Genomic DNA, 12,235 nt, shown 5'->3' with positions numbered 1-12,235 from the left:
GCACCAAAAAGCAGCAGAAGGTGCAGTATTAAGCTTCACTTCCACTCGCATCGCACTGCAGCACACTTCACCCCCGCAGTATTCCCCCTGCCCAGCACCCAGCGAAAATCCTTGCCACACTAGCTTTTCGCCACCAATAATCGTCGCCGTGTGTTGTATGCCAATCTTGTATATCAGCGTGGCACACAACTTGCTGATGAGGGGACATGAGCACCAATCCTTCCGTCAAGTCGTCGTCGCAGATTGCGATCCGCATCACCGAGGCCATCCTCGCCAAGCAATTGGCGCCGGGTACCCGGCTGGGCGAGCAGCAACTGGCCGACCTGTTCGGCGTTTCGCGCACCCAGGTGCGGGAAGCGCTGACGCGGCTCATGGCACGCGGCATCGTCACGGTCAGTGCGCGACGCGGCTGGTTCGTCATCGAACCCACGCCGGAGCAGGCGCGCGAGGCCTTCGAGGCGCGCCGCGTGATCGAGCTGGGTCTGCTGCGACAGGCGCGGGTACGTCCGGTCAGCGGCGAGGCAATCCGGCAACTGCGCGAGCACATCGCCCGCGAAGAGGCCGCCATTGCCGGCGCCGATGTCGGGGCGCGCAGCTATCTGCTGGGCGACTTCCACGTCTGCCTGTGCGAATGCCTGGGCAACTCGCTGCTGTCGGAAACGCTGCGCGACCTGACCGCCCGCACCACGCTGACGGCGATGCTGCATCAGTCGTCGGAGCAGGCGGAGGATTCGTGTTCGGAACATGTCCTGATCGTCGAGGCGCTGGAACGCGGCGATCTGGAACAGGCTGAGCACCTGATGCAGGTCCACTTGCAACACGTGGAATCAGGTCTCAACCAGGTGCGCAGCAGCGATCCGCTGGAACCGCTGCGGCAGGCACTGGCATCGGTCTCGCGGCAGGGGGCCGCCGCAGGGACCGGCGTCGCGGGCCCGCCAGGCAAACGGCCGCAGTAAGCGCCAGCACCGCGCAGGGCCACTCATCAACGTCGTCAACACTAGGGAAACTGCTATGAAACTGACCAAACTCCTGCTCGGCCTGATGGCCGGCGCCATGATGTTCTCCGCTTCGGCTGCCCGTGCCGACGCCCTGGACGATATCCAGAAGAACGGCACGCTGCGCGTGGCCGTGCCGGCCGACTTCCCGCCGTTCGGCTCGGTCGACTCCGATCTCAAGCCACTGGGCCTGGACATCGACGTGGCCACCCTGATCGCCAAGAAGCTGGGCGTGAAGGTGGAACTGATCCCGGTCTCCAGCGCCAACCGTATCCCCTACCTGACCACCAAGAAGGTCGACCTGGTCATCTCCAGCATGGGCAAGAACGCAGAGCGTGAGAAAGTGATCGACTTCTCGGCTGCCTATGCACCGTTCTTCAACGGCGTGTTCGGCCCGGCCGACCTGTCCGTCAAGGGCGCGGCCGACCTGGCCGGCAAGACCATCGCGGTCACCCGTGGTTCGGTGGAAGACCTGGAACTGACCAAGATCGTCCCGCCCACTGCGACAGTGAAGCGCTACGAAGACAACAACAGCACCATCAGCTCCTTCCTCTCGGGCCAGGTGCAACTGGTGGCCACCGGCAACGTGGTGGCCGCTGCCATCATCGCCAAGAACCCGCCCAAGAAGCCCGAAACCAAGTTCCTGATCAAGGATTCGCCTTGCTTCATCGGTCTGAACAAGGGTGAGAAGAAGCTGCAGGACAAGGTCGACGCGATCCTGGCCGAAGCCAAGAAGGATGGCAGCCTCAACGCCATCTCGCAGAAGTGGCTGGGCCTGCCGCTGCCGGCTGGCCTGTAAATTGCAATAGCCCCGCAGTACCCTGCATTGCCGGTCCGATTCCGCCCGGAACCGGCGATGCACGCAGCACCAGATACACGTTTTCAGAGCAAGAGCACCATCGCAGGGCAGGCGGACAACCCGGCAGCACGCAGCAATATAAAGGCAGGGCAGACACGACATCATGGCTTATCAATTCGATTTCCTTTCCACCCTCGACTACACCGACGTCATCGTCAAGGGTGTGGTGACCACCATCGAGCTCATTGCCATCGGCGGCGTGCTCGGCGTGGCCGTGGGCATCTTCGGCGCCTGGGCGCGCACGCAGGGACCGGGCTGGCTCAAGCCCATCGTCAGCGCCTATGTGGAGATGATCCGCAACACGCCCTTCCTGGTGCAATTGTTCTTCATCTTCTTCGGCCTGCCTTCGCTGAATATCCATATCAGTGAAATCAGCGCTGCCATCCTGGCCATGGTGATCAACCTGGGCGCGTACAGCACCGAAATCATCCGTGCCGGCGTGCAGGCCATCCCGCGCGGCCAGATCGAAGCGGCGCAATCGCTATCGATGTCGCGCATGCAGATCTTCCGCCACATCATCCTGCGCCCGGCGCTGCAGAAGATCTGGCCGGCGCTGTCCTCGCAGGTGGTGATCGTGATGCTGGGCTCGGCCGTATGCTCGCAGATCGCGGTGGAAGAACTGTCGTTCGCCGCCAACTATATCCAGGGCCGCAACTTCCGCGCCTTCGAGGCCTACATCGTGGCCACCGCCATCTACCTGGTACTGGCCATCCTGTTGCGCCAACTGCTGCGCCTGATCGGTCAACACTTCATCACCGCCCGGAGGACCGCATGATCTCGTTCACCACCTGGGACATCGTCCGCAACCTGATGCTGGCGTGGCGCTGGACCATTCTGCTCTCGCTGGTCACCTTCCTGCTCGGCGGCGCGCTGGGCCTGATCATCCTGTTCATGCGCACCTCGCGCCAGAACTGGCTGCGTCAGGTGGCGCGGCTGTACATCGAACTGTTCCAGGGCACGCCGCTGCTGATGCAGCTGTTCCTGGTCTTCTTCGGCATCGCGCTGTTCGGCATCGAAGTGCCGGCCTGGCTGGCGGCAGGACTGGCCTTGATGTGCTGGAGCGCCTCGTACCTCGCCGAAATCTGGCGCGGCTGCGTGGAAGCCGTACCCAAGGGGCAGTGGGAAGCCTCCTCGGTGCTGGCCATGGGCTACTTCCAGCAGATGCGCTACATCGTGCTGCCGCAGGCCTTCCGTATCGCCATTGCGCCCACCGTCGGCTTCGGCGTGCAGATCATCAAATCCACTGCGGTGACGTCCATCATCGGCTTCATCGAACTGTCCAAGGCCGGCACCGTCATCACCAACGCCACCTTCCGCCCCTTCACGGTGTTCGCCATCGTGGGCGCCTTCTACTTCGTGCTTTGCTGGCCGCTGTCCAAGTACAGCCAGTCTTTAGAAAGGAAATACAATGCCGCTCATCGCCATTGACAACGTCAAGAAACGCTTCGGCGACAACGAGGTCCTCAAGGGCATCAGCCTGGATGTCGAGCCCGGCGAAGTGATCGCCATCATCGGCAAGAGCGGCTCGGGCAAGTCCACCCTCCTGCGCTGCATCAACGGTCTGGAGAGCATCGACGAAGGCAACATCAGCGTGGCCGGCGCCAAGCTGGGCGCCAGCGAACTGGAACTGCGCAACCTGCGCCTGAAGGTCGGCATGATCTTCCAGCAGTTCAACCTGTTCCCGCACCTGTCGGTGGGTCGCAACGTGATGATCGCGCCGATGATCGTCAAGGGCACGTCCGAAGCCGAAGCCATGGCCACGGCCAAGGCCAACCTGGAGAAGGTCGGCCTGGGTCACAAGTTCGACGCCTTCCCCGACCAGCTCTCCGGCGGCCAGCAGCAGCGCGTGGCGATTGCGCGCGCGCTGTCGATGAGCCCGCAGGCCCTGCTGTGCGACGAAATCACCTCGGCGCTGGACCCGGAACTGGTCAATGAAGTGCTGACCGTCATGCGCGGTCTGGCCAAGGAGGGCATGACCCTGCTGATGGTGACCCACGAAATGCGCTTCGCCCGTGAGGTCTGCAATCGCCTGGTCTTCATGCACCAGGGCAAGGTCCATGAGATCGGACCGCCGGAAGAACTGTTCGGCAATCCGAAGACCCCGGAACTGCAGCAGTTCATCGGCATGACGCAGGGCGCCTGAGCGACCGCACTGTACTGCATCGATTGCCGGATAGAAGACACCCCAGGTACGGAAGATTTTCCGGACCTGGGGTGTTTTTATTTGATGCCAATGAAAGCGCTCAAGCCGAGCCGGGACGCGTGATCAGCGTTCGATCTCACACACCTTGCGATCATTCTCATAGAACACCACCGGTCCGGTGGTGAAGCGTTCCTTGGGAATGGCCACCATCAGGTAATCCTTGATGCGGTAGGAAGCGCCCGAGGCCGGGGCACGATAGAGGTAGTTCAGGCGCAGCCGGCCATCGCGCAGGCGGACCGACAGCGGCGTGAAGACATGCGGACGTTCGGCCGCATCCGGGGCGCTCATGGTGCGGGCCACCAGCAGGTATTGCTTGCGTTCGAAGTGATCGGCCGAGGGGCCGGTGGGGCGCTGGTCACCGTTGGTCGGGGCCGGCTGCATCCAGCGGTCCCATTCGCTGCGGCTGCGGATCAGGGCGCAGAAGACCGGTTGGCGCTGGTCATCCCAGTTCTTCAGGAAGCCCTGGTAGGAACCGCTGAGAATGGTCTTGTAGGGGACCACGGTCGGGTCCTCCTCGTCGGTCCACGGCATCATGGAACAGCCGGCCATGGTGGCCAGCATGGTTCCGGTCAACATCCACTGCACAGTACCCCTGATCGTGTTGCGCATTCGTTTCCCCCAAGAAGCTTAGCATTTAATCATGTCTTGCCGGTCGCTGGCGATATTTCCTTGCATCCCCGTCAAAGTCCCGTCTGGCGGGATGCCTGTTGCCGTGCTACTCAGAGCACGGTGCCTGCGGATGGTTCAGCATCGCGTACGCAGATGGAGCCCGGTATGGGATTTGCGTGATAATGCGGGGTCCGGAAGGCGGCCATACTGGCGCGAACCCCGTTTGCTTGAACTGGCCCGGGGCCAGCCTATGCCCGCCTCCCCTGTTACCGCCATTTTTGAAGGGTCGTCTCCATGAGCTCAGCAGCCATTTCCTCCACCGCCACCGGCACCGCCCTCGACGGCTTCATCGCCGGCATGCCGAAAACCGAACTGCATCTGCATATCGAAGGCACGCTGGAACCCGAGCTGATGTTCGCCCTGGCCCAGCGCAACCAGGTCGATCTGCCCTACGCCTCGGTGGAAGACCTGCGCGCCGCCTACAACTTCAGCGACCTGCAGTCCTTCCTCGACCTCTACTACGCCGGCGCCAACGTGCTGCGCACCGAGCAGGACTTCTACGACATGACGGCTGCCTACATCGCCCGCGCCCAGGCCGACCAGGTGCGTCATGCAGAGATCTTCTTCGATCCGCAGACCCACACCGAGCGCGGCATTCCAATCGCCACCGTGTTTGCCGGCATCGCCGGTGCGCTGCGCGATGCGCGTCGTCGCGATGGTTTCGGCAGCGTGATGATCATGTCCTTCCTGCGCCACCTGTCGGAAGAAGATGCCTTCGCCACCCTGGAGGCCGCCCTGCCGCTGCGCGAGCAATATGCCGACCTGTGGCTGGGCATCGGCCTGGACTCCTCCGAGCGCGGCAATCCGCCGGAGAAGTTCGAACGCGTCTATGCGCGCTGCCGCGAACTGGGCTTCCGCCTGGTGGCCCATGCCGGCGAGGAAGGCCCGGCCGCCTACGTCATCGGTGCGCTGGACGTGCTGCACGTGGAGCGCATCGACCATGGCGTGCGCAGCGAGGAAGACCCGGCCCTGATGCAACGCCTGGCGCAGCAGCGCACGCCGCTGACGGTCTGCCCGCTGTCCAACCTGAAGCTGTGCGTGGTCAAGGACATGGCCGAACACAACCTGGCGCGCCTGCTCGATGCCGGGCTGGCGGTGACGGTCAACTCCGACGACCCGGCCTACTTCGGTGGCTACATGAATGCCAACTACCACGCCGTGGCGCGCTCGCTTGAGCTGTCGCGCCAACAGGTACTGCAACTGGCACGCAATGGCATCGACGCCTGCTTCCTGTCCGACGAGGACAAGGCCATCCTGCATCAGGAACTGGAACAGTACGCCGCCGCCCACTGAGCGCAGCCCGCTTTGCCCCGCTTTCCGCCTTCCACGCCCGGCCCTGGCCGGGCGTTTTTGTTTGGCAAGACGCCGGCAAGCACGCTTCTTGCATGTGTGTGGCCCTGAATTGGCAACCGTCCCGTCCGTGAATGACGGCAACTGGACTACGCCATTGAGCAGGATTTTTGCCGGGAATCACGAGACGGATTGCCGACAATCTGTGGAACGCAGATCATGCCCTGCAACATGCCGACAAGCACTGGCCCTCAAGGCAGCACAGGCTGAGCGGCGCTGCATCGCAGCATCGAAACGCGGCAGATGGCTGAACCAAAGGGGGACACATTCCTCTCTTTTTGGTGCAGAATAAGCCCCGTTTTGTTGCACATCTGTTCCGCGATTGTTGACGATTCCTGCACTCCCTCGTCATCCGGCGAAGACCTTCCAGACCAGAATGACCAGCCAGAGCACGATCACCATGAACAAAGCCAACAAGACCGCCCGCCCCCCTGCCCCCGCCACGCGTGCCAGTGCCAGTTCCGGTACCAGCGCCCGCGAGCGTGAACACACCGGGGCGGTCGAGGAGAGGATGTATCAGGACATCTACGACGCCATCATGGAACACCGGCTGCCGCCGCGGACCAAGCTGACCGAGCAGACGCTGTGCCAGATCTACGACACGGCCCGCCACACGGTGCGCAAGGTGCTCTCGCGGCTGGCCTCGGAGGGCATGGTGGACCTGGAAGCCAATCGCGGCGCCTTCATCGCCAGTCCCTCGCACGCCGAGGTGCGCGACATGTTCGAGTTGCGCAACATCCTCGAACACGCGGTGCTGGAAAAGGTCGGGCAGGCCGCCGGGACGCGCCAGATCGCAGGCCTGCGGCGCATGGTGGAAGAAGAACGGGATTGCTATCTCAACGGCGACCGGCCGCGCTGGATCAGGCTCTCGGCCCAGTTCCACCTGGCGCTGGCGGAACTGACCGGCAACGCGTTGCTGGTGGAGACGCTGCGCAAGCTGGTCTCGCGCACCACGCTGATGATTGCCAAGACGGAGGCGCCGGGCCACAACGCCTGCTCCTTCGATGAACACGAGACCGTGCTGGAAGCGCTGGAACAGGGCGACATCGCCGCAGCCCAGTCGCATATGGCACATCACTTGCATTTGTGCGAGGACCGGGTACGGCCGGATGCGGATGACCAGTTCGATCTGCGCGCCGTGCTCGGCAAGGGACTGTGAACCACGGGCCGGCGCGCACACCCTGATTTCCCCCGACGGGGGGCCTCAGGAAGATGGAAGAAGGAAGTGAAAAAGGAAGTCAGCAACAGACAGGGCCACGTCGCGCGGCTCGCTGCAGCACCGACCGTGTGACCACCACCATGCCGCCAAGAGCATGCAGGAAGTCCGTTGAACAGCCCGGCCCGGCCGGGCGTGATTCGTTTCGCCCCACCCTTTCTCTCTGATGGAGACCGGCCATGACTACCGATGCTTCCCCCTCTGCTTCCGGCCCTGCGCTTGCTGGCGCCACCGGTGCCACCGGCGGCAATGATGCGCGCCTGACCAATGAAGATCTCGCCCCGCTGAAAAAACAGACCTGGGGTTCCTACAACATCTTCGCCTTCTGGATGTCCGATGTGCACAGCGTGGGCGGCTATGTCTTCGCCGGCAGCCTGTTCGCACTGGGCCTGACCAGCTGGCAGGTGCTGATCTCGCTGCTGATCGGCATCAGCATCGTCTACCTGCTGTGCAATCTGGTGGCGCGTCCCAGCCAGGCGCATGGCGTGCCCTATCCGGTGATGAGCCGCTTGTCCTTCGGCGTGCTGGGGGCCAACGTGCCGGCCATGATCCGCGGCCTGATCGCGGTGGCCTGGTACGGCATCCAGACCTACCTGGCCTCGGCCGCCTTCGTGGTGGTGGTGCTGAAGTTCTTCCCCGAACTGAAGCCCTATGCCGATGTCCACGTGCACTCCTTCGCCGGCCTCTCGGCGCTGGGCTGGGGTGGCTTCCTGCTGCTGTGGGTGCTGCAGGCGCTGGTGTTCTGGAACGGCATGGAGACCATCAAGAAATTCATCGACTTTGCCGGACCGGCGGTGTACGTGGTGATGTTCCTGCTGGCCGGCTGGATGATCTACAAGGCCGGCTGGCAGAATGTCGGCCTGAACCTGGGCGAGATCAAGTACAGCGGCTGGGCGGCAGTCTCGGTGATGATCACGGCCATCTCGCTGGTGGTGTCCTACTTCTCCGGGCCGATGCTCAACTTCGGCGACTTCTCGCGCTACTGCCATAGCTTCGCCGATGTGAAGCGCGGCAACTTCTGGGGCCTGCCGGTGAACTTCCTGGCGTTCTCGATCGTCACCGTGGTGACCACCTCGGCCACCATTGCCGTCTTCGGTGAACTCATCACCGACCCGGTGGAAACCGTTTCGCGCATCGACAGCACCACGGCTGCGGTGATCGGCGCACTGACCTTCCTGACGGCCACCATCGGCATCAACATCGTGGCCAACTTCGTCTCGGCCGCCTTCGACTTTTCCAACCTCTCGCCCAGCCGCATCAGCTGGCGTGCCGGCGGCATGATCGCGGCCACGGCCTCGATCTTCATCACGCCCTGGAACCTGTTCGGCAATCCCGAAGTGATCCACTACACCCTGGATGTGCTGGGCGGCTTCATCGGCCCGCTGTACGGCATCCTGCTGGCGGACTACTACCTGGTCAAGCAACGCCAGGTCAAGGTCGAGGACCTGTACACCATGCGTCCGGAGGGTCGCTACTGGTACACCAACGGGATCAACCGCGACGCCGTCAAGGCGTTGGTGCTGGCCGCTGCCGTGTGCGTGGCCTGCGTCATGCTGCCGCAATTGCGCAAGGCAGCCGACTTCTCCTGGTTCATCGGCGCGGCGCTGGGCTCGGTGTTCTACCTGATGTTCACGCGCAAGCGCTGAACGCCGTCGACATCGTCCCCCCTTGCATCAAGGAACAAGCATGCGCATCAAGCTGATCAATCCCAACACCACCATGAGCATGACCGCGGCCATGACCGCCTGCGCCCGCCAGGTGGCCGCGCCCGGCACCGAGATCACGGGCGTGAGCCCGCAGATGGGGCCGGCCTCGATCGAGAGCCACTATGACGAGGCGCTGGCCGTGCCGGGGCTGCTGCAGGAAATCGAAGAGGGCGAGCGCGCCGGCATGGATGCCTACGTGATCGCCTGCTTCGGCGACCCGGGACTGTCGGCGGCACGCGAGCTGGCCCGTGGTCCGGTGATCGGGATTGCCGAAGCGGCCATGCACATGGCCAGCCTGGTCGCCCCTTCGTTCTCGGTGGTGACCACGCTGGCGCGCACCAGCGGCATGGCCTGGCACCTGGCCGAGCGCTACGGCATGCAGCGCTTCTGCCGCAACGTGCGCGCCTGCGAGATCGCGGTGCTGGAGCTGGAGAACCCGGCCTCCGATGCGCGTGCCCGCATCACCGAGGAATGCCGGCGTGCGCTGGCCGAAGACGGCGCCGAGGCCGTCGTCCTGGGCTGTGCCGGCATGGCCGACCTGTGCGCGGCAATCGGTCGCGACATCGGTGCACCGGTGATCGATGGCGTCACCGCCGCCGTCAAGCTGGCCGAGTCGCTGGTGGCACTGGGCCTGGGTACGGCCAAGGGTGGCGAATGGGCGCGCCCGCTGCCCAAGGCTTATCATGGTTTGCTCAGCGGTTTTGCACGCATCTGATTTCCCACGCAGCGCCGTTGTCGGGCGCTGCGGTTTTCTTTCTTGATAGCCAAACGAAGAACTTATGTCACAGCAACAAACTTACCCACGCGACCTCGCCGGCTACGGCCGCAACCCGCCGCACGCACACTGGCCCGGCCAGGCGCGGGTGGCGCTGCAATTCGTGCTGAACTACGAAGAAGGCGGCGAGAATTGCGTATTGCACGGCGACCCCGCCTCGGAGCAGTTCCTCTCGGAGATCGTGGGCGCGGCGGCGTATCCGGCGCGGCACATGTCGATGGAATCGATCTACGAATACGGCTCACGGGTGGGTGTCTGGCGCATCCTGCGCGAATTCGAGAAACGCGGCCTGCCCATGACCATCTTCGGCGTGGCCATGGCATTGCAGCGCTCACCCGACGTCACGCAGGCGTTCCAGGAGCTGGGGCATGAGATTGCCTGCCATGGCCTGCGCTGGATTCATTACCAGAGCATGGACATCGAGACCGAACGCGCCCACATGCGCGAGGCCGTGCAGATCTTCCGTGAACTCACCGGATCGGCCCCGCTGGGCTGGTACACCGGCCGCGATTCACCCAATACCCGGCAACTGGTGGTGGAGCATGGCGGTTTCGCCTATGACTCGGATTACTACGGCGACGACCTGCCGTTCTGGACCGAAGTCCAGACCGCCAGCGGCGAAAAGCGTCCGCATCTGGTCGTGCCCTATACGCTGGACTCCAACGACATGCGCTTTGCCACGCCGCAGGGCTTCAACACCAGCGAGCATTTCTACCAGTACCTGAAGGATAGTTTCGACGTACTGTACGAGGAGGGAGAAGAAGCGCCGAAGATGCTCTCCATCGGCATGCATTGCCGCCTGCTGGGACGCCCGGGGCGCTTCCGCGCCTTGCAGCGCTTCCTGGATTACGTGCAGTCACACGACAAGGTCTGGATCTGCCGCCGCATCGATATCGCCGAGCACTGGCAGAAGACGCATCCCTTCGCGCAACGCTGAAGAGAAGGGCGTCGGATGGCTGGACGCCCTGTATGACATCAGCATCAGGACCGATGCCGCCCGCTTCTGCTGGCGGCATTTCTACTTGATGGAGGCGCCGCTCTCGAACCACTTGCCGATCACCGCCCGCTCGTCATCCGTGATGTGGGTCATGTTCCCCAGTGGCATGGACTTCTGCACCACGGCCTGTTGATAGATCTGCTGCGCATGCTGGGCGATGTTGTCGGGGCTATCCAGCAGCACGCCCTTGCCCGGCACCGGCATCAGCGTCGGCTTGGCCGCATGGCACTGGATGCAGCGCGCCTGTATCACCTGCTGCACCTGGGCAAACCCGCCAGCCGATGGCGATGTCGATGGCGCTGTTGCCGCGCCAGCAGCCTCGGCAGGCGTGGCAGCAGCAGCCGCCGGGGCAGCCGGTCTGGCCTGCATCGCCGGGCTCATCCAGATGATCACCGCCAGCAGCAGCACCACGGCGGCTCCGGGATACCACCAGTTGTAGACACCCTTGTGGCGCAACACGAAGAACTGCCGGATCAGGGCGCCGGCGGCCATGATGAACAGCAGCACCAGCCAGTTATGTGGCGCGCTGTAGGTCATGCTGTAGTGATTGGAGAGCATCGCGAACAACACCGGCAGGGTGAAGTAGGTGTTGTGCACGCTGCGCTGCTTGCCGCGCTTGCCGTGGATGGGGTCGGGCGCCTGCCCGGCGCGCATCGACGCCACCATCTTGCGCTGGCCCGGGATGATCCACATCAGCACATTGGCACTCATGATGGTGGCCAGCGAGGCACCGCTGATGAGGAAGGCTGCCCGTCCCGAGAACAGATGGCAGGCCGCCCACACCGAGACGATCACCTGCAGGCCCACCAGCAGGTTGACCAGCCGGTCCGCACCGGGACGGTCGCCGATGGTGCTGCAGATGGCGTCGTAGATCAGCCAGTTGAAGAGCAGGAAGGCGATGGCAGTGCCGCCGGCCATCGAGGCCGACATGTCGAACACGTTGCGGTCCACCAGGAACACATTGGCATTGAACAGGTACAGCAGTGAAAACAGGGCGAAGCCCGACAGCCAGGTACTGTAGGACTCCCAGTAGAACCAGTGCAGATGCTCAGGCAAGGCCTTGGGCGCCAGCAGGTATTTCTGCGGATTGTAGAAGCCGCCACCATGGACCGCCCACAGTTCGCCACCGACGCCTTTTTCCTTCAGCTCGGGATCGGTGGGCGCCACCAGGCTGTTGTCCAGCCAGACGAAATAGAAGGATGAACCGATCCAGGCAATGGCCGTGATCACGTGCAGCCAGCGCAGCAGCAGGTTCAGCCAGTCGAGTAGATATGCTTCCATGATGTTCCGCTCTCAAGTACCGCCGATCATTCCCCCATCACGACCAGGGGTGATCCATTTCCGGGATTGCCATCCCGCCGTTCCGGGCGCGCCATCCATGCACCCGGGGACCGACAGTGTAGCCAATTCCGGCTCGCGCCACGCAGGCGGCGCGCCAACAAAAAATGCCGGATCGAATGATCCG

General features: G+C 63.5%; 12 protein-coding genes. 10 read left to right on the top strand and 2 right to left on the bottom strand.

Translation table 11 applies throughout. From position 1 onward, the window contains the following. The first annotated feature begins 206 nt into the window (after positions 1-206). From ACEOAC_RS03265 to ACEOAC_RS03245, 5 genes are all read left to right on the top strand, one after another. Positions 207-956, top strand: coding sequence for a GntR family transcriptional regulator (locus tag ACEOAC_RS03265; RefSeq protein ID WP_413628682.1), 750 nt, complete (start codon positions 207-209; stop codon positions 954-956). A 55-nt stretch (positions 957-1,011) separates the two neighbouring features. After that, positions 1,012-1,794 (top strand): transporter substrate-binding domain-containing protein, encoded by a 783-nt coding sequence (locus tag ACEOAC_RS03260; protein WP_006461433.1) that lies wholly within the window; start codon positions 1,012-1,014, stop codon positions 1,792-1,794. A gap of 163 nt (positions 1,795-1,957) precedes the next feature. Further along, complete coding sequence (locus ACEOAC_RS03255; RefSeq protein WP_182993155.1) at positions 1,958-2,629, top strand: amino acid ABC transporter permease; 672 nt, start codon at positions 1,958-1,960, stop codon at positions 2,627-2,629. Continuing rightward, positions 2,626-3,282 (top strand): amino acid ABC transporter permease, encoded by a 657-nt coding sequence (locus ACEOAC_RS03250; protein WP_006461431.1) that lies wholly within the window; start codon positions 2,626-2,628, stop codon positions 3,280-3,282. The genes ACEOAC_RS03255 and ACEOAC_RS03250 overlap by 4 nt, the downstream gene beginning before the upstream one ends. Then, positions 3,263-3,997, top strand: coding sequence for an amino acid ABC transporter ATP-binding protein (locus ACEOAC_RS03245; protein WP_077236161.1), 735 nt, complete (start codon positions 3,263-3,265; stop codon positions 3,995-3,997). The genes ACEOAC_RS03250 and ACEOAC_RS03245 overlap by 20 nt, the downstream gene beginning before the upstream one ends. A gap of 123 nt (positions 3,998-4,120) precedes the next feature. Here the strand turns inward: ACEOAC_RS03245 and ACEOAC_RS03240 are convergent, their stop codons facing one another. Continuing rightward, complete coding sequence (locus tag ACEOAC_RS03240) at positions 4,121-4,666, bottom strand: hypothetical protein (protein WP_182993156.1); 546 nt, start codon at positions 4,664-4,666, stop codon at positions 4,121-4,123. A gap of 294 nt (positions 4,667-4,960) precedes the next feature. On the opposite strand from ACEOAC_RS03240, the gene ACEOAC_RS03235 reads away from it, so the two are divergent. From ACEOAC_RS03235 to puuE, 5 genes are all read left to right on the top strand, one after another. Next, entirely contained in the window at positions 4,961-6,019 is a 1,059-nt protein-coding gene (locus ACEOAC_RS03235) for an adenosine deaminase (protein WP_234294773.1), read from the top strand. 457 nt (positions 6,020-6,476) lie between these two features. Then, complete coding sequence (locus tag ACEOAC_RS03230; protein WP_039874068.1) at positions 6,477-7,235, top strand: GntR family transcriptional regulator; 759 nt, start codon at positions 6,477-6,479, stop codon at positions 7,233-7,235. A 236-nt stretch (positions 7,236-7,471) separates the two neighbouring features. Further along, positions 7,472-8,938 carry an NCS1 family nucleobase:cation symporter-1 gene (locus tag ACEOAC_RS03225; RefSeq protein WP_413444103.1) on the top strand — a complete coding sequence of 489 codons (1,467 nt, stop codon included), beginning with the start codon at positions 7,472-7,474 and terminating at the stop codon, positions 8,936-8,938. Between the two features lie 40 nt (positions 8,939-8,978). Next, complete coding sequence (locus ACEOAC_RS03220) at positions 8,979-9,713, top strand: aspartate/glutamate racemase family protein (protein ID WP_413444104.1); 735 nt, start codon at positions 8,979-8,981, stop codon at positions 9,711-9,713. 64 nt (positions 9,714-9,777) lie between these two features. After that, positions 9,778-10,710 (top strand): allantoinase PuuE, encoded by a 933-nt coding sequence (puuE, locus tag ACEOAC_RS03215; RefSeq protein WP_241811208.1) that lies wholly within the window; start codon positions 9,778-9,780, stop codon positions 10,708-10,710. Between the two features lie 81 nt (positions 10,711-10,791). Here puuE and ACEOAC_RS03210 read toward each other — a convergent pair whose 3' ends face one another. Further along, the gene (locus tag ACEOAC_RS03210) at positions 10,792-12,051 is read right to left on the bottom strand and encodes a urate hydroxylase PuuD (protein ID WP_413444105.1); all 1,260 of its coding nucleotides are present in this window, start codon (positions 12,049-12,051) and stop codon (positions 10,792-10,794) included. Positions 12,052-12,235: the final 184 nt, after the last annotated feature.

Origin of the sequence: Herbaspirillum frisingense, assembly GCF_047325095.1 — a bacterium.
In the GTDB taxonomy this organism is placed as follows: domain Bacteria; phylum Pseudomonadota; class Gammaproteobacteria; order Burkholderiales; family Burkholderiaceae_D; genus Herbaspirillum; species Herbaspirillum frisingense.
This window is presented reverse-complemented; position numbering and strand designations above follow the sequence as displayed.

What these genes read in the sequence shown, in the direction of transcription:
- ACEOAC_RS03265 (WP_413628682.1), top strand. Translation starts at nt 207, where the DNA reads ATGAGCACCAATCCTTCCGTCAAGTCGTCGTCGCAGATTGCGATCCGC.
- ACEOAC_RS03260 (WP_006461433.1), top strand. Translation starts at nt 1,012, where the DNA reads ATGAAACTGACCAAACTCCTGCTCGGCCTGATGGCCGGCGCCATGATG.
- ACEOAC_RS03255 (WP_182993155.1), top strand. Translation starts at nt 1,958, where the DNA reads ATGGCTTATCAATTCGATTTCCTTTCCACCCTCGACTACACCGACGTC.
- ACEOAC_RS03250 (WP_006461431.1), top strand. Translation starts at nt 2,626, where the DNA reads ATGATCTCGTTCACCACCTGGGACATCGTCCGCAACCTGATGCTGGCG.
- ACEOAC_RS03245 (WP_077236161.1), top strand. Translation starts at nt 3,263, where the DNA reads ATGCCGCTCATCGCCATTGACAACGTCAAGAAACGCTTCGGCGACAAC.
- ACEOAC_RS03240 (WP_182993156.1), bottom strand. Translation starts at nt 4,666, where the DNA reads ATGCGCAACACGATCAGGGGTACTGTGCAGTGGATGTTGACCGGAACC.
- ACEOAC_RS03235 (WP_234294773.1), top strand. Translation starts at nt 4,961, where the DNA reads ATGAGCTCAGCAGCCATTTCCTCCACCGCCACCGGCACCGCCCTCGAC.
- ACEOAC_RS03230 (WP_039874068.1), top strand. Translation starts at nt 6,477, where the DNA reads ATGAACAAAGCCAACAAGACCGCCCGCCCCCCTGCCCCCGCCACGCGT.
- ACEOAC_RS03225 (WP_413444103.1), top strand. Translation starts at nt 7,472, where the DNA reads ATGACTACCGATGCTTCCCCCTCTGCTTCCGGCCCTGCGCTTGCTGGC.
- ACEOAC_RS03220 (WP_413444104.1), top strand. Translation starts at nt 8,979, where the DNA reads ATGCGCATCAAGCTGATCAATCCCAACACCACCATGAGCATGACCGCG.
- puuE (WP_241811208.1), top strand. Translation starts at nt 9,778, where the DNA reads ATGTCACAGCAACAAACTTACCCACGCGACCTCGCCGGCTACGGCCGC.
- ACEOAC_RS03210 (WP_413444105.1), bottom strand. Translation starts at nt 12,051, where the DNA reads ATGGAAGCATATCTACTCGACTGGCTGAACCTGCTGCTGCGCTGGCTG.